Source organism: Micromonospora sp. HUAS YX12, from assembly GCF_040215685.1.
GTDB classification, from domain to species: Bacteria; Actinomycetota; Actinomycetes; order Mycobacteriales; family Micromonosporaceae; genus Micromonospora; species Micromonospora tulbaghiae.
Map to the genome: position 1 here is coordinate 3373326 of NZ_CP157974.1, position 18828 is coordinate 3392153.

Here is an 18828-nt window from a genome sequence, read left to right on the forward strand (position 1 = left end):
TGGCGTGGGGCTGCGTACGCGGACCGGCGCCGTCGGGCTGGGCGCCCGGACCGGCAGGCCGAGCGTCGCGCGGATCCGGGCGGACGGAACCGTCCTGCTGGGGGCGGCGCGAGTCGTCGGCGGGCGGCATCGGGTGCCGGGACGGTACCGGCCGGTCCACGGGCGGGCGGTGCCGTTCGTCCGGCCGGTGCGCGTCGGGTTCCGGCCGGGGGCGCGGCTCGACGATGGGCCACTCGCCCTGGTGCGGGCGGGGCCGGTCGGCCGGTGGGCGCTGCCAACGCTGGTCGGCGCCCGGACGGGCTGGGGCGGTGGCGTGCGGGTCAGCCGGACGGTGTCCCTGTGCGCCGTACCGGTCGGGCTCGCCCTGCCGCGCGGGTCGCCCGTTCTCCGGCGCCCGGCGCTGGGTGTCCGGGTACGCGGCGGCCTCACGGCCCGGCGCGTACCCGTCCCATCGGCTGTCCGCCGGCTCGCGCCGGTCCGCCGGGGGACGAGGGCCGGGCTCTCGCCAGCCGTCACGGCCGGGTTCACGCCGTCCGTCGTGGCCCGGCCCGCCCCAGCCGGGATCACGCCGGCCCGGGTCGCTCCAGGCCGGTTCACGGCGGCCCGGCTCGCTCCAGCCTGCCGCGCTCCGCTCCGGCGGTGGCACGGCATCGTCGCGCCGGTCGATGCCGGGAGCGCGCCGGCCACGGCCGGGATCGTTCGGTGACGGCTCCGGGAAGGGGCCGCGGCGCCCGTCGGGCAGGGGTTCGCGACGCCCGCCGGGGGAGTGGTCCTGGCGGGCGTCGGGTGGCGTGCCCCATCGCTCGCCGGAGGCCGCCGGACGACCGTCGGCCGGGGTGCGCCTGCCGTCCGCCGGGCGGTCGGTCCGGCGCGGGGCGGGGTGCGGCGTCTCGTTCGGCTCCGGCATCCAGCCCGGCTGGGCGGCCCGGCGCGGTGGGCCGTCGGGGTGTACCCAGCGTTGGTCGAGCCGCTCCGGCGGCGGACCGGGGCGGTGGGGCCGGCGGCCGTACGCGCCGGGGCCGTCGGGATGCCCGCGCCGCTCGTCGGGCCCCGCGGGGCGCTGTCCGCCGGGACCGGCGGCACCCATCGGGTACGCCCCGCGCGAGGCGGCCGGCCCGTCCAGGAACGTGCCGCGTGGTCCGGCCGACCCGGCTGAATGCCCGCCGCGTGGCCCTGCTGGTCCGTCCGGATGCGCGCCACGTGGCCCGGCCGGACTGGTCGGGTGCACGCCGGGTGGGACCGCGGGGCTGATCGGGTACGCCTCGCGCGGGGCCGCCGGGCTGGTCGGGTATGCGCCGTGCGGGCCGGCCGGGCTGACCGGGTACGCGTCCGGGACACCGGCCGGGCCGGGCCGGTGCGCGTCGCGACCGCCGGCCGGGCTGACCGGGTAGGCGTCGTGTGGACCCGCCGGACTCACCGGGCGCCCGCCCTCGTGCCCCGGGGGCCCGGAGCCCGCGGGGCTCACCGGGTACGTGTCCACGTCGGGCGCGGGGCTGACCGGGCGTACCTCGGCCCGGCCGACCACGGCGCGAGGGCGCGCCGTCAGGTTCTCGATGCCGATGTCACCCGGGTAGCGCTGCCCGGGGAACTGCGGCTTCCACTCGTGGGTGGGCTCGGCGGCCCAGGCCGGTTCGGCCGGCTCGCGCCAGCTGCCCCAGCCGCTCATCGGCAACCCCTCCCGCCGCTCGCGCGGGACGGCCCCGGGGCCGGCTCGCGTCGCTCGCTCACGGCGGTGTCACCTCATTGGAAATTCTCGCGCTGGGGCGCCGGACGTGCCGGTACAGTCGCCCGGTCCAGCACGTCGTGGCTGCGGAAGGAGGGTAACGGCGTGGGCTCGGTCACCGCCACTGTGGCACCACCCACCGGCGCACACGTTACCCCATGGTTTCGGACATTCGGCGCGATCGCGGCGGCCGGGTTCCGGCGGCACGCGACCTACCGGCAGGCCGCCGTGGCGGGGCTGTGCACCAATACCGTGTTCGGCTTCCTGCGCTGCTACATCTTCCTCGCGGCGACGGGCGCGGCGGGCACCGTGGCCGGCTACGACCGGGCGCAGCTCGCCACGTTCGTCTGGGCCGGCCAGGGTCTGCTGGCGGTGATCGCCGTCTGGGGCTGGACCGATCTGGCCGACCGGATCCGTACCGGCGAGGTGGCCGCCGACCTGCTGCGGCCGGTGCACCCGGTGACCAGCTACCTGGCCACCGACCTGGGCCGGGCCGGGTTCGCGTCGCTGGCCCGGCTGGTGCCGCCGCTGGTGATCGGCCCGTTCTTCTTCGCCGTGTACGTGCCCCGGCACTGGGCCACGGTGCCGCTGTTCCTGCTCTCCGCGCTGCTCGCGGTGGTCGTCTGCTTCGGCTGCCGCTATCTGGTCAACGCCACCGCGTACTGGTTGCAGGACGTCCGGGGCCCGATGATCCTGTGGACGCTCGGCTCCGGTGTGCTGGCCGGGCTCTACTTCCCGCTCGGCTTCCTGCCCGGCCCGCTGGAGGCGGTCCTGCGGTACGCCACCCCGTTCCCCAGCATCCTCCAGGTGCCGCTTGACGTGCTCGTCGAGCGGGAGCCGATGGCCACCGGTCTCACCCTGGTCGGGGTGCAGGCCGGCTGGGCGGTGCTGCTGCTGGCGCTGTGCCGGCTGGTGCAGCGCCGCGCCGAGCGCCGCCTGGTGGTCCAGGGTGGTTGAGCGCGCGAGCGCGCCCAGGGTGGCTGAGGGCGGCAGCGCGCCCAGGGTGGCTGAGCGCGCGGGTGAACTGCGGGCGTACCGGGCGCTGCTCGGTGCGCAGGCGCGCTCGCAGGCGGCGTACCGCACCTCGTTCGTGGTGGACCTGGTCGGCAACGTGGGCGCCACCGTGTTCGACGTGGTCACCGTCCTGGTGATCTTCGGTGTGACGCGGGAGCTGGGCGGCTTCACGCTGCGCGAGACGCTCGTCGTGGTCGGCCTGTCGTCGTGCGGCTTCGCCACCGCCGACCTGCTGGTCGGCAACATCGAACGGCTTCCCCGGTACGTGCGCACCGGCCTCTTCGACGCCGTGCTGGTACGCCCGCTCGGTGCGCTGCCGCAACTGCTGCTGATGGACCTGCCGCTGCGCAAGCTGTCCCGGGCCGTGTTCGGGCTCGCCGTGCTGCTGTTCGCGCTCGTCTCGGCCGGCATCGACTGGACGCCGGGCCGGATCGCGCTGGCGGTGGTCGCCCCGATGGCCGCCGTGGTCTTCTTCGGCTCGGTCTTCGTGCTGACCGCCACCGTGTCGTTCTACTGGGTCGACTCCGGCGAGCTGGCCAACGCGGTCACCTACGGCGGGCGCGACTTCACCTCGTACCCGATCACCGTCTACGGCGGCTGGTTCCGCGCGCTGTTCGCGTACGGGATGGGGTTCGCCTTCGTCAGCTATCACCCGGCGCTGGCGCTGCTGGGCCGCGCCGACCCGCTCGGCCTGCCGCCCTGGGCGGGCTGGGCCGCGCCGGGCGTCGCGGTGGTCGCGGCGGCGCTGGCCGCCCTGGCCTGGCGCGTCGGGGTCCGTCACTACCGGAGTACGGGGTCATGAGCGTCATCGAGATGGACGGGCTGCGCAAGGAGTTCACGGTACGGGTGAAGGCCGGGCCGCTGCGGCGCGAGAAGCGGACGGTGACCGCCGTCGACGGGGTCGACCTGCGGGTGGAGCGCGGCGAGATGCTCGGCTACATCGGCCCGAACGGCGCCGGGAAGTCGACCACGCTGAAGATGCTCACCGGCGTGCTGACGCCGTCGGCGGGGCGGGCCCGGGTGTGCGGGTTGCGCCCGGTGGCCGACCGGACCCGGCTGGCGTTGCGGATCGGGGTGGTGTTCGGGCAGCGCTCGCAGCTCTGGTGGGATCTGCCCCTGCGGGACTCGTTCGACCTGCTGCGGCACGTCTACCGGGTGCCGGCCGGCGCGCACGCGGCCCGGCTGGCCCGCTGCCGGGAGCTGCTCGACCTGGACGGGTTCCTGGACACGCCGGTCCGGCAGCTCTCGCTGGGCCAGCGGATGCGCGGCGAGCTGACCGCGGCGCTGCTGCACGGCCCGGAGGTGCTGTTCCTGGACGAGCCGACGATCGGCCTGGACGTGGTGAGCAAGCAGGCGGTGCGCGGTTTCCTGGCCGAGCTGGGCCGGGCCGGGGACACCACGCTCGTGCTCACCACGCACGACCTGGCCGACATCGAGCGGCTGTGCCGGCGGCTCGTGGTGATCGACCACGGGCGGGTGGTGCACGACGGGTCGATCGCCGAGCTGCACCGCCGGTACGGCTCGCGCCGGATGGTGGTCGCCGAGCTGGACGCGGCGCTGCCCGAGCCGCCGGTGCTGCCCGGCGCGCCGGTGCAGCGGGTGGAGGCGGACGGGCGGCGGCTGGTCTTCGCGCTGGAACGGGCGACCGTCGCCGAGGTGGTGGCCGGGCTGGCCGGCCTGACCACGCTGCGGGACATCTCGATCGTGGAGCCGGACATCGAGGAGGTGGTGACCCGGCTCTACCGGGCGCCGGCCGGGGGCGCGGCGTCCGCGGTCACGGGTGCTCCATGACGAGTACGGCGAAGGTGCCGGGGGCCAGTGCCTCGTACCGGTGCGGGGTGTCGCCGGGGAAGGTGGCGTAGTCGCCCGGCTCCAGCTCGACCAGGTCGGTCCCGGGGCCGACCCGCATCCGCCCGGCGGCGACCACGACGTGCTCGACGCTGCGCGGGGTGTGCGCCTCGGCGAGCCGTACCGCACCGGGTTCCAGCTCCATCACGTAGACGTCCCGCCGGGCGTGCGGCCCTCCGGCGGCGAGCAGGGTGGCCGAGAAGTCGGCGTGTTCGGACCGGATCCGGGGCCCCTGCCCGGCGCGGACCACCCGGACGGCGGCGGTGGGCGGTTCGACCAGGCGGCTGAACGGTACGTCCAGCGCCACGCCGAGCGCCCAGAGCGTCTCCACGCTGGGATTGCCGGATCCGGACTCCAGTTGGGACAGGGTGGACTTGGCGATCCCGGCGCGGCGGGCCAGCTCGGTGAGCGACAGGCCCGCCCGCTCGCGTTCGCGGCGCAGCGAGGCGGCGATGGTGGCGAGTGGGGGAGCGGGGTCGATCGCCATGTGTTCGCTCCATCGGTCGGTTTGTTCGGTTTGACGAACCAGCGTGCTCCCGTTCAGGATAATGGACATGCGTACGGCATACCGAACGGGCGACGCCGGGGTGCTCCGCGACGTCGCCGCCATCGGCGCGGCGATGCTCGCCGTGGGCGCGTCGTTCGGCGCCGTGGCGGTGGCCGCCGGCCTGCCCGCCTGGGCCACGCTCGCCATGTCCACGCTCGTCTACGCCGGTGGCGCCCAGTTCATGGCCGTCGGGCTCGTCGCGGCCGGCAGCCCGCTCGCGGCGGTGCTCGCCGGCCTGCTGCTCAACGCCCGGCACCTGCCGTTCGGCCTGGCCCTCGGCGGTGCGCTGGGCTCCCGGCGCACGCAGCTGCTGCTCGGCAGCCACCTGATGACCGACGAGGCGACCGCGTTCGCGCTGGCCCGCCCGGCCGGGCCGGAGCGGCGCCGGGCGTTCTGGCTCGCCGGGGTGCTGCTGTTCCTGGCCTGGAACGCCGGCACCGCGGTCGGCGTGCTCGCCGGCGGCGCGGCCGGTGACCCGGCCGCCCTGGGACTCGACGCCGCGTTCCCGGCCGGGCTGGCCGCCCTGCTGCTGCCCAGCCTGCGCGACCGGGAGACCCGCCGGGTGGCGCTCGCCGGCGCCGGCCTGGCCGTGCTGGCGACCCCGCTGCTGCCGGCCGGGCTGCCGGTGCTGCTCGCGCTCGCCGCGCTGGCCCTGCCCCTGCTGGCCCGCCGCCGCCCACCCGCCGCGCCGCCCGAGACCGCTGACGAGACGGGCAACGGTCGGAGTGTGCGGGCCGGGGAGGTCTCGTGCTGATCGCCGTGATCCTCGCCCTGGCCGCCGGCACCTACGGCTTCCGGGTCGCCGGGGTACTGCTGCGGGACCGGCTCGACCTGCCGGAGTGGGCCCGTCACCTGCTGCCGGTCGGCGCCGCCACGTTGCTTGCCGCGCTCGCCGCCACCGCGGCGCTCACCGAGGCCGGGGGCTTCGCCGGGTACGCCCGTCCCGCCGGTGTGCTCGTCGGCCTGCTGCTGGCCTGGCGCCGGGCGCCGTTCGTGCTGGTCGTGGTCGCGGCGGCGGCCACCACCGCGGTGCTGCGCCTGCTCGGCGTGGCCTGAGGCGGCATCGGCCCCGTACGAGAACGGCCCCTCACCGCCGGAGCGGGAAGGGGCCGATCGGTCCGGGTCGCCCCGGTCAGACCTTGTCGCCGATGTTCACCCGGGGCGCGGGCGCGCGCATCCGGCGGAACGTGATCGACCGCATGATCGCGTAGAAGTAGAGCGAGCCGAGCTTCTCGGTGCTCTTGGGGAAGCGCTCGCGGACCAGCCGCTTGATCTTCCGGGAGATCAGCACCGAGTCGATCAGCACGCCGAGCGCCAGCGCGCCCCAGAGCACGTTCGACAGCAGCCGCACGATCGGCGGCATGGCCTGGTTGGAGCCGAACAGCACGATCAGCGCGCCGCCGAAGAACCAGGTGCCGATCGTACGCCGGGAGTCGACCACGTTGCGGGCCAGCAGCCGCTCCGGGCCCCGGTCACGCGGACCGCCCTCGCGGCGGAACTCGGCGGCGGCCTCGGCGCGGGCGGCGCGGCGCTGCGCGCGGGCCTCCTCCTTGGTCAGCGGCTTGGCCGGCGCGGTCGCCCGGCGGCCGGCGACGGGGCGCTTCGGCGTGACCTGCCCGAGTTCCTTCTTGCTGGGCGTGTAGCCCCGGGGGCGGGCGGCGGCGGACTCCTCGTCGGCCGTCACCGTGGTGACGGACTCCTCGACGAGGTCGGCGGGCTTGCGGCGAAACAGCGACGGCACGCGGCAAGGGTAGCCAACCGGCCGCGCCCGGCGCACATCACGGGTGCACCGGGCCGCGGCCTCCGTTTCGCGGCGCCGCGACAGGGGCGCTGTCGCGGCGCGGAACGGGACGGTCAGGGACGCTCGACGTGCGCGCCGAGGTCGGCCAGCTTGGCCTCGAAGTCCTCGTAGCCACGGTTGATCAGGTCCACGCCGTACACCCGGGAGGTGCCCTCGGCGGCGAGCGCCGCGATCAGGTGGCTGAACCCGGCCCGCAGGTCCGGGATGACCAGGTCGGCCGCGTGCAGCTTGCTCGGCCCGGCGATCACCGCGGAGTGCTTGAAGTTGCGCCGGCCGAAGCGGCACGGGGTGCCGCCGAGGCAGTCCCGGTAGACCTGGATGTTGGCGCCCATCGTGTTCAGCGCCTCGGTGTAGCCGAGCCGCTGCTCGTAGACGGTCTCGTGGACGATCGACAGGCCCCGGGCCTGGGTGAGCGCGACCACCAGCGGCTGCTGCCAGTCGGTCATGAAACCGGGGTGCACGTCGGTCTCCAGCGCCACCGCGTTCAGCTCGCCGCCCGGGTGCCAGAACCGGATGCCGCCCTCCTGGCCCGGGCTGCCGCCGCGCGGCGGGCGCAGGTCGGTGACCTCGTACTCGCCGCCGACCGACCGGAAGATGTTCAGGAAGGTCATCATGTCGGCCTGCTGGGCGCCCAGCACCTCGACGTGACCGCGGGTCGCCAGCGCCGCCGCCGCCCAGCTGGCCGCCTCGATCCGGTCCGGGATCGGCCGGTGCGTGTAGCCGTGCAGCCTCTTGACGCCCTGGATCTCGATCACCCGGTCGGTGTGCACCTTGATGATCGCGCCCATCTTCTGGAGCACGCAGATGAGGTCGATGATCTCCGGCTCGACCGCCGCGTTGCGCAGCTCGGTGACGCCCTCGGCCATCACCGCGGTGAGCAGCACCTGCTCGGTGGCGCCCACGCTCGGGTACGGCAGCGCGAACTTCGTGCCGTGCAGCCCGTTCGGCGCGGACAGGTGCAGGCCCTCCGGGGTCTTCTCGACGGTGGCGCCGAACTCGCGCAGCGCCTGGAGGTGGAAGTCGATCGGGCGCGGGCCGATGTGGCAGCCGCCCAGGTCGGGGATGAAGGCGTGGCCGAGCCGGTGCAGCAGCGGACCGCAGAACAGGATCGGGATCCGGCTGGACCCGGCGTGCACGTTGATCTGGTCGGTGCTGGCGCTCTCGACGTTCGTGGGGTCGAAGACGAGCTCGCCCTCCTCGTCGCCGTCGCTGACCTTGACGCCGTGCAGGCCGAGCAGACCGCGGACCACCTCGACGTCACGGATGCGCGGCACGTCGAACAGCCGGCTGGGTGTGTCGCCCAGCAGGGCGGCCACCATCGCCTTGGACACCAGGTTCTTCGCGCCGCGCACGCGGATCCGCCCTTCAAGCGGAGTGCCTCCGTGTACGACCAGGACGTCGTCGGTCAACGCAACCTCCAGCGCGTTGGGTACTGCCGTGTCTAGTGATGGGTGCACGAAGTTCATCGCTACCCGGAACGCGGTCATGGGAAAACGGGCCGCGTGTGTCGTCGCCCCGGCAGCATAGCCCTCCGTGACGGGAATGGAATCGGTCACATCGCCAGCGAGGGCACGAACCGGGGTGTCCGGTGCGTTTCCGTGCCAGCAAGGTCACCGATGGTGATCAGGCTCCCGGAAGGGCGAGCATCTGGTCCAGCGCCGACCGGGCGTGTCGGGCGGTCTCCGGGTCGACCGTGATCTGGTTGACCACGCGCCCGGCGACCAGTTCCTCCAGCGCCCAGACCAGGTGCGGAAGGTCGATCCGGTTCATCGTCGAGCAGTAGCAGACCGCCCGGTCGAGGAACATGATCTGCTTGTCCGGGTGGGCCAGCGCGAGCCGGCGTACCAGGTTCAGCTCGGTGCCCACCGCCCACGCCGAGCCGGCCGGGGCCGCCTCGATGGTCCTGATGATGAACTCGGTCGAGCCGACCAGGTCGGCCGCGTTCACCACCTCGTGGCGGCACTCCGGGTGCACCAGCACGTTCACGCCCGGCACCCGCTCGCGTACGTCGTCGACGCTGTCGAGCGTGAAGCGGCCGTGCACCGAGCAGTGCCCCCGCCACAGGATCATCTTCGCGTCGCGCAGCTGCTCCGGGGTCAGCCCGCCGTTCGGCTTGTGCGGGTCGTAGAGCACGCAGTCGTCGAGCGAGAAGCCCATCTCCAGCACCGCGGTGTTGCGGCCGAGGTGCTGGTCGGGCAGGAACAGCACCTTGCGGCCCTGCTCGAAGGCCCAGTCCAGGGCCCGCTTGGCGTTCGACGAGGTGCAGACCACACCGCTGTTGCGGCCGACGAAGCCCTTGATGTCGGCCGAGGAGTTCATGTACGTCACCGGCACGGTGTCGGCCGCGATGCCCAGGTCGGTGAGCGTGTCCCACGCGGTCTCGACCTGCGACAGCACCGCCATGTCGGCCATCGAGCAGCCGGCGGCGAGGTCGGGCAGGATCACCTTCTGCGCGTCCGAGGTGAGGATGTCCGCGCTCTCGGCCATGAAGTGCACGCCGCAGAAGACGATGTACTCCGCGTCCGGGCGGGCGGCCGCCTCCCGGGCCAGCTTGAACGAGTCGCCGGTCACGTCGGCGAACTGGATCACCTCGTCGCGCTGGTAGTGGTGGCCCAGGACGAACACCTTCGTGCCGAGCGCGGCCTTCGCGGCGGCGGCGCGGGCCACCAGGCCCGGGTCGCTCGGCGCGGGGAGGTCACCCGGACACTCCACGCCACGCTCGGTGGCGGGGTCGCTGCCGCGGCCGAGGAGCAGCAGCGCCGTGGCGGTGTTGGACGGCTCAACCCAGGTCGAAGTCACGTCCCCATGGTCCCACAGCGCGACCGCCGCGCAGCCGTCCCCGATGTGGCCTGCCACACTGCTGCGCATGCGCGTGCTGCTCTGCCCGGACAAGTTCGCCGGCACGCTGCCGGCCCCCGACGTGGCCGCCGCGGTGGCCGACGGCTGGCGTGACGTCGCCCCCGGCGACGACCTGCTGCTCCGGCCCCTCGCCGACGGCGGGCCGGGGTTCGTCGACGTGCTCGCCGGGGCGCTCGGCGGGCGCCGGGTGCCGGTGCCCACGGTCGATCCGCTGGGCCGCCCGGCCGCCGGTGAGATCCTGCTCACCGACGACGGCACCGCGTACCTGGAGAGCGCGCAGGCGTGCGGGCTGCACCTGCTCACCGCCGCCGAACGCGACCCGAAGGCGACCACCTCGTACGGGCTGGGGCTGCTCGTGGCCGCCGCGGTCGAGGCGGGCGCGCGGACCGTGGTGGTGGGGCTGGGCGGCTCGGCCACCAACGACGGCGGCGCCGGAATGCTCGTCCCGCTGGGCGTCACGCCGCTGGACGGCGCCGGCCGGGCCCTGCCGTACGGCGGCGCGGCGCTCGCCGGGGTGGCCGCGCTCGACGGCGAGCCCCGGCTGCGCGGCGCGACGCTCGTCGCCGCCACCGACGTGGACAACCCGCTGCTCGGGCTGCACGGCGCGAGCAGCGTCTTCGGCCCGCAGAAGGGTGCCGACCGGGCCGACGTGCTGCTGCTGGACGCCGCGCTGACCCGCTGGGCGGAGGTGCTGACGCAGCGGCTGCCCGGCTGCCCGTCCGGGCTGGGCGCGCTGCCCGGCGGCGGCGCCGCAGGCGGCCTCGGCGCGGCGGTGCTGGCGCTCGGTGGCCGGTGCGAGTCCGGCATCGGGCTGGTCACCCGCGCGGTGAAGCTGGACGCCGCGCTCGACGCCGCCGACCTGGTGATCACCGGCGAGGGTTCGTTCGACCACCAGTCGCTGCGCGGCAAGGTGGTCGCCGGTGTGGCCGGGGCGGCCCGGGACCGGGGCGTGCCCTGCGTGGTGCTGGCGGGACGGGTGAGCACCGGGCGGCGGGAGGCGGCAGCGGCCGGCGTCACCGAGGCGCACAGCCTCGTGGAGCACTTCGGCGGCGAGGAGCACGGGGGAGTGGACGCGGCGATGACCCGTCCGGCCGAAGGTCTGCGCGCGCTCGGCGCCCGCCTGGCGCGGCAGTGGAGCCGCTGACCGGTTCCGCTGGTCACGCCGCTGGGTGGTGAGGCCGGAGGCGGCGTACGATCGAAAGACGGACCACACCGGGAATCACTGGCGGACGTGCGGCGTTGGCCAGGGCGTCCGGACCTTATACCGCGCAGGGAGACTTCCACGTGACCACGCCAGCGCAGACCGAGTCGACCGAGGCCAAGGCCCCCAGCACCGTCGTCCTCACCGACGTCGCGGCGCAGAAGGTCAAGGCCCTGATCGAGCAGGAGGGCCGCGACGACCTGCGGCTCCGGGTCGCCGTGCAGCCGGGTGGCTGCTCCGGCCTGCGGTACCAGCTGTTCTTCGACGAGCGCTCGCTCGACGGTGACGTCGTCACCGACTACGACGGTGTCGAGGTCGTCGTCGACCGGATGAGCGCCCCCTACCTGGCCGGCGCCACCATCGACTTCGCCGACCGGATCGACGCCCAGGGCTTCACCATCGACAACCCGAACGCGGGCAGCTCCTGCGCCTGCGGCGACTCCTTCAGCTGAGTCGACGGACCGACCGGAAGCGGCGGGCCACCCCACTCGGGGCGGCCCGCCGCTTCGTCGTACCCCCTGCGCGTGACGCCCGGATGTGCGCTGATCGACCGGTTGGCGACCGACCGCCGTCCGTCCGGCCCGGGGGCCGGTAGGCTGACCGCGCCGTGCTCCCGACCCCGAGGGTTGACATGAAGATCGCCGTGACCGGCTCGATCGCGACCGACCACCTGATGAGTTTCCCCGGCCGCTTCGCGGACCAGCTCATCGCCGACCAGCTCGACAAGGTCTCGCTGTCCTTCCTCGTCGACGAGCTGGTGCTCCGGCGCGGCGGCACCGCGGCGAACATCGCCTTCGGCATGGCCCAGCTCGGGCTGCGCCCGGTGCTGCTCGGCGCGGTCGGCACCGACTTCGCCGACTACCGCTCCTGGCTGGAGCGCCACGGCGTCGACTGCGACTCGGTGCACGTCAGCGAGGTCGCGCACACGGCACGCTTCGTCTGCACCACCGACACCGACATGTGCCAGATCGCCTCCTTCTACGCCGGGGCGATGAGCGAGGCCCGCAACATCGAGCTGGCCCCGGTGGCGCAGCGCCTCGGCGGTCTGGACCTGGTGCTGGTCAGCGCCAACGACCCGGCCGCGATGATCCGGCACTCCGGGGAGTGCCGGGACCGCGGCTACTCCTTCGTCGCCGACCCGTCGCAGCAGCTCGCCCGGATGGACGGCGAGGACGTGCTCGGCCTGATCGACGGCGCCGACTACCTGATGACCAACGAGTACGAGAAGTCGCTGCTGCAGAGCAAGGCCGGCCTGACCGACGAGCAGCTGCTGGACCGGGTCAAGGTGCGGGTCACCACGCTGGGCAAGCAGGGCGTGGAGATCGCCGGCCGGGAGATCGGCACGATCCGGGTGCCGATCGCGCGGGAGATCCAGGCGGTCGACCCGACCGGTGTCGGGGACGGCTTCCGGGCCGGTTTCTTCGCCGCGCTCGACTGGGGCGTCGGCCTGGAGCGGGCCGCCCAGGTCGGCTGCCTGCTGGCCACGCTCGTGCTGGAGAACTTCGGCGGCCAGGAGTACGAGGTCCGCCGGGACCTGTTCGTGAAGCGACTCGCCGAGTCGTACGGTGACGCGGCCGCCGAGGACGTCCGGCCGCACCTGCTGTGACCGGCCCGGCGCCGGCCGGCGGGGTGGACCCGGAGGTCCGCACCGGCTCCGGCGGTCCGGTGCTCGTCGCGTTCGCCGGGCTACCGGGCGTGGGCAAGACCACGCTCGCCGCCCGGGTCGGCGCCGCCCTGCGCGCCCCGGTCCTGCCGGTCGACCCGGTCGAGCGGGCCCTGCACCGCTACGGCCTCACCGGCGACGTACCCGGCATGGCCGCCTACGGCGCGGTCGCCGGGCTGGCCGAGGTGCAGCTCGGCCTCGGGCTCAGCGTGGTCGTCGACGCGGTGAACCCGGTCGCCAGCGCCCGGGGCCTGTGGCACGACGTGGCCGAACGGGCCGGCGTGCCACTGCGGGTGATCGAGGTGCACTGCGGCGACGAGGCGGAGCACCGCCGCCGGGTCGAGGCCCGCCCGCCCGAGGAGCACGGCACCTGGGAGCAGACGCTGCGCCGCCGGGCGGAGTACGAGCCGCTGATCGGCCCGCGCCTGGTGGTCGACACCGCCGTGGCGGCCGACCCGCTGCCGGGCATCCTCGCCTACCTGCGCTGACGGCCGGTCGGCCGGCGTTAAGAAGGGCCCCTGCCTCTACCCGAGGCGTTAAGAAGGGGCCCTTCCTTACACCCGGACGTCGTAGGCGGGGCCCTCGTGGGCGGCGAGGTACTCGTGGCCGCGCATCCGGCACCACGCCGGGATGTCCACCGCGGCGGCCGGGTCGTCGGCGAGCACCCGCACCACCGCGCCGGCCGGCAGGCCGGGCACCAGCCGGGCGAGATTGATCACTGGTAGCGGGCAGCGCTGTCCCCGGCAGTCCAGCACCTCGTCCGGCTCGCTCCTCGCGCTCACAGGTCGGTCACCCCCGCCTCCGCCCGCAGCTCCGCCACGATCCCGGGCAGTTCGGCCAGGAACCGCTCCACGTCCGCCTCGGTGGTCTCCCGGTGCAGCGACACCCGTACGTTGCCGTGCGACAGCACCCCCATCGCCTCCAGCACGTGTGACGGGCGCAACGTCGACGACGTACAGGACGAGCCGGAGGACACCGCGAACCCGCGCCGGTCCAGCGCGTGCAGCAACGCCTCGCCGTCGACGTACAGGCAGGAGAACGTCACCAGGTGCGGCAACCGGTCCACCGGGTCGCCGACCACCTCCACGTCCGGCACCTCGGCCGCCACCCGCGCCCGGATCCGGTCCACGAGCGGACCCAGCCGGGCCGCCTCCGCCGCCGCGTCGGCCGCCGCCGCGCGCAGGCTCGCCGCCGCCGCGACCACCGCCGGCAGATCCACCACCCCGGGGGTACGCCCCGACTCCCGCTCGTCGGCCGGGTACGGCGACTCCCAGCGGGTGCCCTTGCGCACCACGAGCAGCCCGACGCCGGGCGGCCCGCCCCACTTGTGCGCGCTGGCGGTCAGCACCGACCAGCCCGGCGGCAGCGGCGCCCGGCCGGCCAGCTGCGCCGCGTCGACGTACAGCGGCACGCCCGCCTCGGCGCACAGCTCCGCCGCCGCGGGCACCGGCTGCACCGTGCCCACCTCGTGACTGGCCCCGATCAGCGCGGCGAGGGCCACGCCGGGCGCGGCCACCGCCGCCGCCCAGGCGTCCAGGTCCAGCCGGCCCAGCCGGTCCACGGGTACGGACACCCCCGCGCCGCCACCGGCCGTGTGCCGCTGCGCGGCGTGCAGCACCGCCGAGTGTTCGATCGCCGAGTGCACCAGCGTCGCCCCGGCCCGCCGCCGCCCGGCCAGGCCACCGAGCACGGCGGCGTGCGCTGCCGCCGTACCGCTGGGGGTGAAGGACAGCTCGTCGGCGCGGACGCCGAGCGTCTGCGCGGCGGCCTCCCGCGCGGCGTCGAGAAGCCGGCGGGCCCGGCGGGCCGGCGCGTACAGCCGGGCCGGGTCCGCCCAGCCGTCGTCCAGGGCGGCCAGCATCGCCTGCCGCGCGACCGGATGCAGCGGCGCCGCGCTGGCGGCGTCCAGGTAGACCGGGGAGACGCTCATGACGCTCACGCTATCGTCCGGTTACGCCCAAGATCCCCACGATGGGGGTGGACAGCGACCCCAAGACGGCCTGGCCGGTCATGGTCGAGTAATCTGCGACCGTCGGTGACGCCTTTGCCGTCGGTGTCAGGGAGAACAACCGCCGCGGCGCGCTAGGGAGGCAGGACCAGGTGGTCGCAAGGAGTTCGGAGGTACGGCGCTCGGCCGTACGGCACAGCGCTTCCCCGGGGGCCGGTGGACGCCGGCGGCGTGGTGCTGGTCGAATCGCCGGGCTCGGTCTCGGCGCGGCGGCGCTGCTGATCTCGCTCACCGGCTGTGACGTCGGCAAGGCGTTCGGCGGGTTCGGCTGGCCGCAGGGCGGCATCACGCCCGAGTCGCACCGCATGTACGACCTGTGGATCGCGTCCTGCATCGCGGCGCTCGCCGTCGGCGTGTTCGTGTGGGGCCTGATCTTCTGGTGCGTGGTCCGCTACCGCAAGCGCGGCAACGAGCTGCCGGTGCAGACCCGCTACAACCTGCCGATGGAGTTCCTCTACACCATCGCGCCGATCCTCGTGGTCTCCGTGCTCTTCTACTACACCGCTGTCGTGCAGACCGACGTGGTGAAGGAGTCGAAGAACCCGGACGTCACCGTCGAGGTCGTGGCGTTCAAGTGGAACTGGCAGTTCAACTACCGCGACGGCCAGGGCCGCGACGCCAACACCGTCGCCTCGGTGCTCGGCACCAGCGAGGTCATCCCGGTGCTGGTGCTGCCCAGCGGCCGCTCGATCCGGTTCGAGGAGACCAGCCGCGACGTCATCCACTCGTTCTGGGTGCCGGAGCTGCTGTTCAAGCGGGACGTCATGCCGGGCAACATCCGCAACACGTTCGAGGTCTCCAGCATCGACCAGGAGGGCGCGTTCGTCGGCCGCTGCGCCGAGCTGTGCGGCAGCTACCACGCCTTCATGAACTTCGAGCTGCGGGTCGTCTCGCCGGAGAAGTACGACCAGTTCCTGGCGGCCAAGAAGGCCGGCAAGTCGACCCAGGAGGCGCTCGGCGCGATCGGCGAGGAAGAGTACGCCACCGAGACCAAGCCGTTCGACACCCGGCGCGACGTGAACAACTTCAACCCGTCCGACGCGACGGCCGGCGCGGGAAGCTGAGGGGTTCGGCATGAAGACCGAGTGGAAGATCTTCCTGACCATCGCCACGTTCCTCCTCGGCGCGACGATCCTCTACGGCGCCTGGACGTACGCCGACAGCGGCGGCCACGTCGAGTGGATCGGCACCGTGGCGCTGCTGCTGTCCTTCCTGCTCTGCGCGATGTGCGGCGGCTTCTTCTGGTTCGTCTCCCGCCGTATCGACCTGCGCCCGGAGGACCGGCCGGACGGCGAGATCGCCGACGGCGCCGGTGAGGTCGGCTTCTTCAGCCCGGGCAGCTACTGGCCGTTCGGTCTGGCGCTGGCCGCCGCGATCGCCGGTCTCGGCCTGGTGTTCTGGCAGTTCTGGCTGCTGGGACTGGGCCTGGTGGCGGTCGTCTTCGCCACCTGCGGGCTGCTGTTCGAGTACTACTCGGGCACCCGCCGTACCGCCGAGCACTGACCCGACCCACCCCGCAGGCCCGCGCCCCTCTTCCCGAGGGCCGCGGGCCTGCGGCGTTCCCCCTCCCACCTCCCGCGCCCGCCCTCGCCCCACCCCCACCCCCACCCCCCTCGCCCCGCCCCGGCGATCATGAAGTTAGCGGTGCAGACGGTCCCTTTTGTCCCCGTCAACTTCATGATCGACAGGGCGTTGCCCCTGCGGCGAGGGCGCCCGGCGAGGGGTTCCGGACGGTCGGTGGTGCTGCGGCTGGGCTTCCGCCCGATCCTCCGGCGGCGCGGCGCGGCTGTCTGCCGCCGCGTCGCCGCCCGATGCCGGCCCGGCGGTCCATCGCCCTGGACGCTCGACGCGCCCACCCGGACCCACCTTGTCGACCAAGGAGTTTGTGTCAGCTCACCCCGCTCCCGGTGACACAAACTCCTTGATCGACACCTGGTGGCGGGCGGGAGATCCACTCAGCGTCGCCGCCCGTCCTCGATGAACGCCGATCCTGCGGTGATCAAGGAGTTCGGGTCGGAGTGGATCACGCTGGATGACCCGAACTCCTTGATCAATCACCGGACGGGCCAGGCCAGGGCCAGGCCAGGGCCAGGGCCAGGCCAGGGGCGGGCCCGGGTCAGGGGCGGGCCCGGGTGGGCCGGGTCAGGGGGCCCGGGTGGGCCGGGGCGCGACGGGGCCGGGGCGGGGACGGGTCAGGCTGCCCGGGAGCGGGGGGCTGGGCGGGGTGTGCGGCGGCTGGCCAGGCGGGTCTCGCGGAAGGTGAACGTGGCGATCACCACGGCCGCGCCGCAACCGGTGCAGATCAGCTCCGGGCAGTCGGCGCCGTGCCCGTCGCCGCACGGCGGCGCCTCGAACAGCACGACGCCCTCGCAGGTGTCACAGTGCAGCTCGCGGTCAGACACGGGTGGCTCCTCTCGCTCCGGGGCACCGGCAGAGGCGGGCAGCCAACCGGCCGGCGGACCGAAGACCGAAACGGAAAGACCGAAACGGAAAATAACTCCCGTGTAGTTTGGCACGCGGGTACGACAACACCCGCGCCATGCCGCCGTCAGGCGGTGCGTGCCACCTCGAGCCAGCGCTCCAGCGCTGCCGCGGCGGCGCCCGAGTCGACCGCCTCGGCGGCCCGGTCCAGGTTGGCCCGCAGCACCTCGTGCAGATCGCCGTCGAGCGGGCCCTGGGTGGCCAGCGCGACAGCGGCGTTGACCAGCACCGCGTCCCGCACCGGGCCGGTCTCGCCCGCCAGCAGCCGGCGGACGACGTCGGCGTTGTAGACCGCGTCCCCGCCGCGCAGGTCGGCCAGGGTGGCCCGGGGCACGCCGAGGTCCGTCGCGTCCAGCACGGCCTCCGTGACGGTGCCCTGCTGCGCCACCCAGATCCGGGTGGGGGCGCCGGTGCTGAACTCGTCCAGGCCGTCCTCGCCGCGTACCACGATCGCGGAGTCGCCCCGGGCCGCGAAGACGGCGGCCATCACCGGGGCCATCCGCTTGTCGAAGCAGCCCACCGCGCCCGCGCGAGGGCGTGCCGGGTTGGTCAGCGGGCCGAGGAAGTTGAACGCGGTGGGTACGCCGATCTCGCGCCGGACCGGGCCGGTGTGGCGCATGCCGGGGTGGAAGCGGGCGGCGAAGCAGAAGCCGATGCCGGCCTCGGTGACGCAGCGGGCCACCTGCTCGGGCGCCAGATCAAGGGGTACGCCGAGCTGCTCCAGCACGTCGGCGGTGCCGCAGGAGGAGGAGGCGGCCCGGTTGCCGTGCTTGACCACGCGGACCCCGGCCCCGGCGACCACCAGCGCCGCCATGGTGGAGATGTTCACCGTGTGCGCGAGGTCGCCGCCGGTGCCGACCACGTCCAGCGCGGTCGCGCGTACGTCCTCGGGCAGGTGCACCGGCACCGCGCGGGTCAGCATGGCCTCGACCAGGCCGCCCAGCTCGGCGGGGGTCTCACCCTTGGTGCGCAGCGCCACGGCGAACCCGGCGATCTGCGCCGGTGTGGCCGAGCCGGCCATGATCTCGCCCATCGCCCACGCGGTGTCGGCGGTGGAGAGCTCCTCGCCGCGCAGCAGCGCGTTGAGCAGAAGCGGCCAGGTCCGTTCGCCCATGGCGGGCCTCCCGAGCGGCGTGAGGAAAGCGGTTGGGGCGCGCCACGGCCGCGTCGCCGTGGCGGGCGAAGGCCCGGGGATCAGGCCGCGGCGTGGGTGCGGCGCAGCAGCTCCGCCACGGTGCTGCCGGCGAGCACCGGGTCCAGCGGGTGGGTCAGCGTGGCGTCGACCTCGGCGTACGCGGCCAGCCAGCGGTCGGCGGCGCGGGCCAGCACCACGCAGGTCGGCGGTGCGTCGTCCCGGTCGTCCTTGATCTGGCGGGCGATGCCGATGCCGCCGCCCGGGGTCGCCTCGCCGTCGAGCAGGAGCAGGTCGATCTCGTAGTCGTCGACCAGCCGGACGCAGGCGTTGTAGTCGTCGGCCTCGACGAACTCGATCTCGATACCGGGCGCCGGCCGGGTGCCCACGGCGAGCCGCATCCGGTCGCGGACCTTCGGGTCGTCGCTGTAGAGCAGGACGGTGCAAAGACGATCGCTCATCGTGACGTGGCTCCCACCTCGTAGCTGCCCGCTGATCGTAGCGGGCGTCACATCCGGCCTGTCGCCCCGCCCGGCGGGCTCGGGGCGTAC

At 74.4% G+C, this 18828-nt stretch carries 20 protein-coding genes; 11 read left to right on the forward strand and 9 right to left on the reverse strand.

The features are described 5' to 3' along the window. The first annotated feature begins 1828 nt into the window (after nt 1-1828). Genes ABIH81_RS16450 through ABIH81_RS16460 form a run of 3 tightly spaced genes read left to right on the forward strand, consistent with a single transcriptional unit; the run spans nt 1829 to nt 4528 of the window. On the forward strand, nt 1829-2680 hold the full coding sequence (locus ABIH81_RS16450) for an ABC-2 family transporter protein (protein WP_349875828.1): 852 nt from the start codon (nt 1829-1831) through the stop codon (nt 2678-2680). Between the two features lie 46 nt (nt 2681-2726). After that, a complete protein-coding gene (locus ABIH81_RS16455) occupies nt 2727-3539 on the forward strand; it encodes an ABC-2 family transporter protein (RefSeq protein WP_349875829.1) in 813 nt (270 codons plus the stop codon). Then, nucleotides 3536-4528 (forward strand): ATP-binding cassette domain-containing protein, encoded by a 993-nt coding sequence (locus ABIH81_RS16460; RefSeq protein ID WP_349875830.1) that lies wholly within the window; start codon nt 3536-3538, stop codon nt 4526-4528. The genes ABIH81_RS16455 and ABIH81_RS16460 overlap by 4 nt, the downstream gene beginning before the upstream one ends. Here ABIH81_RS16460 and ABIH81_RS16465 read toward each other — a convergent pair. Continuing rightward, the gene (locus ABIH81_RS16465; protein ID WP_349875831.1) at nt 4512-5072 is read right to left on the reverse strand and encodes an XRE family transcriptional regulator; all 561 of its coding nucleotides are present in this window, start codon (nt 5070-5072) and stop codon (nt 4512-4514) included. The two genes, ABIH81_RS16460 and ABIH81_RS16465, sit on opposite strands and share 17 nt — an antisense overlap. A gap of 67 nt (nt 5073-5139) precedes the next feature. On the opposite strand from ABIH81_RS16465, the gene ABIH81_RS16470 reads away from it, so the two are divergent. Together ABIH81_RS16470 and ABIH81_RS16475 are read left to right on the forward strand one after the other, a co-directional pair. After that, nucleotides 5140-5886, forward strand: a complete 747-nt coding sequence (locus ABIH81_RS16470; RefSeq protein ID WP_349875832.1) for an AzlC family ABC transporter permease — start codon at nt 5140-5142, stop codon at nt 5884-5886. Then, a complete protein-coding gene (locus ABIH81_RS16475; RefSeq protein WP_091421090.1) occupies nt 5880-6188 on the forward strand; it encodes an AzlD domain-containing protein in 309 nt (102 codons plus the stop codon). The genes ABIH81_RS16470 and ABIH81_RS16475 overlap by 7 nt, the downstream gene beginning before the upstream one ends. Before the next feature lie 76 nt (nt 6189-6264). On the opposite strand, the gene ABIH81_RS16480 is transcribed toward ABIH81_RS16475, so the two are convergent. From ABIH81_RS16480 to nadA, 3 genes are all read right to left on the reverse strand, one after another. Continuing rightward, nucleotides 6265-6873 (reverse strand): DUF3043 domain-containing protein, encoded by a 609-nt coding sequence (locus ABIH81_RS16480; protein ID WP_349875833.1) that lies wholly within the window; start codon nt 6871-6873, stop codon nt 6265-6267. A gap of 113 nt (nt 6874-6986) precedes the next feature. Continuing rightward, complete coding sequence (gene murA, locus ABIH81_RS16485; RefSeq protein ID WP_036345331.1) at nt 6987-8342, reverse strand: UDP-N-acetylglucosamine 1-carboxyvinyltransferase; 1356 nt, start codon at nt 8340-8342, stop codon at nt 6987-6989. 214 nt (nt 8343-8556) lie between these two features. After that, entirely contained in the window at nt 8557-9732 is a 1176-nt protein-coding gene (gene nadA / locus ABIH81_RS16490) for a quinolinate synthase NadA (protein WP_349875834.1), read from the reverse strand. A gap of 43 nt (nt 9733-9775) precedes the next feature. On the opposite strand from nadA, the gene ABIH81_RS16495 reads away from it, so the two are divergent. From ABIH81_RS16495 to ABIH81_RS16510, 4 genes are all read left to right on the forward strand, one after another. After that, nucleotides 9776-10936 (forward strand): glycerate kinase, encoded by a 1161-nt coding sequence (locus ABIH81_RS16495; protein WP_349875835.1) that lies wholly within the window; start codon nt 9776-9778, stop codon nt 10934-10936. 140 nt (nt 10937-11076) lie between these two features. Next, nucleotides 11077-11445: an iron-sulfur cluster insertion protein ErpA gene (gene erpA, locus ABIH81_RS16500; protein WP_120568749.1), complete on the forward strand. Its 369-nt coding sequence runs from the start codon at nt 11077-11079 to the stop codon at nt 11443-11445. A gap of 179 nt (nt 11446-11624) precedes the next feature. Next, complete coding sequence (locus tag ABIH81_RS16505) at nt 11625-12599, forward strand: carbohydrate kinase family protein (RefSeq protein ID WP_349875836.1); 975 nt, start codon at nt 11625-11627, stop codon at nt 12597-12599. Beyond that, nucleotides 12596-13144 carry an ATP-binding protein gene (locus tag ABIH81_RS16510; protein WP_349875837.1) on the forward strand — a complete coding sequence of 183 codons (549 nt, stop codon included), beginning with the start codon at nt 12596-12598 and terminating at the stop codon, nt 13142-13144. Before ABIH81_RS16505 ends, ABIH81_RS16510 begins: the two co-directional genes overlap by 4 nt. 66 nt (nt 13145-13210) lie before the next feature. On the opposite strand, the gene ABIH81_RS16515 is transcribed toward ABIH81_RS16510, so the two are convergent. Together ABIH81_RS16515 and ABIH81_RS16520 are read right to left on the reverse strand one after the other, a co-directional pair. Beyond that, nucleotides 13211-13438 (reverse strand): sulfurtransferase TusA family protein, encoded by a 228-nt coding sequence (locus ABIH81_RS16515; protein WP_349875838.1) that lies wholly within the window; start codon nt 13436-13438, stop codon nt 13211-13213. Next, the gene (locus ABIH81_RS16520) at nt 13435-14586 is read right to left on the reverse strand and encodes an aminotransferase class V-fold PLP-dependent enzyme (RefSeq protein ID WP_349875839.1); all 1152 of its coding nucleotides are present in this window, start codon (nt 14584-14586) and stop codon (nt 13435-13437) included. The genes ABIH81_RS16515 and ABIH81_RS16520 overlap by 4 nt, the downstream gene beginning before the upstream one ends. A 170-nt stretch (nt 14587-14756) precedes the next feature. Here ABIH81_RS16520 and coxB point away from each other — a divergent pair, with 170 nt between their 5' ends. Next, on the forward strand, nt 14757-15728 hold the full coding sequence (coxB, locus tag ABIH81_RS16525; protein ID WP_349875840.1) for a cytochrome c oxidase subunit II: 972 nt from the start codon (nt 14757-14759) through the stop codon (nt 15726-15728). A gap of 10 nt (nt 15729-15738) precedes the next feature. Next, nucleotides 15739-16167, forward strand: a complete 429-nt coding sequence (locus tag ABIH81_RS16530) for a cytochrome c oxidase subunit 4 (protein ID WP_091421051.1) — start codon at nt 15739-15741, stop codon at nt 16165-16167. Nucleotides 16168-16856: 689 nt separating this feature from the next. Here ABIH81_RS16530 and ABIH81_RS16535 read toward each other — a convergent pair. From ABIH81_RS16535 to ABIH81_RS16545, 3 genes are all read right to left on the reverse strand, one after another. Then, nucleotides 16857-17066: a hypothetical protein gene (locus ABIH81_RS16535; RefSeq protein ID WP_349875841.1), complete on the reverse strand. Its 210-nt coding sequence runs from the start codon at nt 17064-17066 to the stop codon at nt 16857-16859. A gap of 146 nt (nt 17067-17212) precedes the next feature. Then, a complete protein-coding gene (trpD, locus tag ABIH81_RS16540; RefSeq protein ID WP_349875842.1) occupies nt 17213-18259 on the reverse strand; it encodes an anthranilate phosphoribosyltransferase in 1047 nt (348 codons plus the stop codon). Nucleotides 18260-18339: 80 nt separating this feature from the next. After that, nucleotides 18340-18738 carry a hypothetical protein gene (locus tag ABIH81_RS16545; protein ID WP_349875843.1) on the reverse strand — a complete coding sequence of 133 codons (399 nt, stop codon included), beginning with the start codon at nt 18736-18738 and terminating at the stop codon, nt 18340-18342. Between the last annotated feature and the right edge of the window lie 90 nt (nt 18739-18828).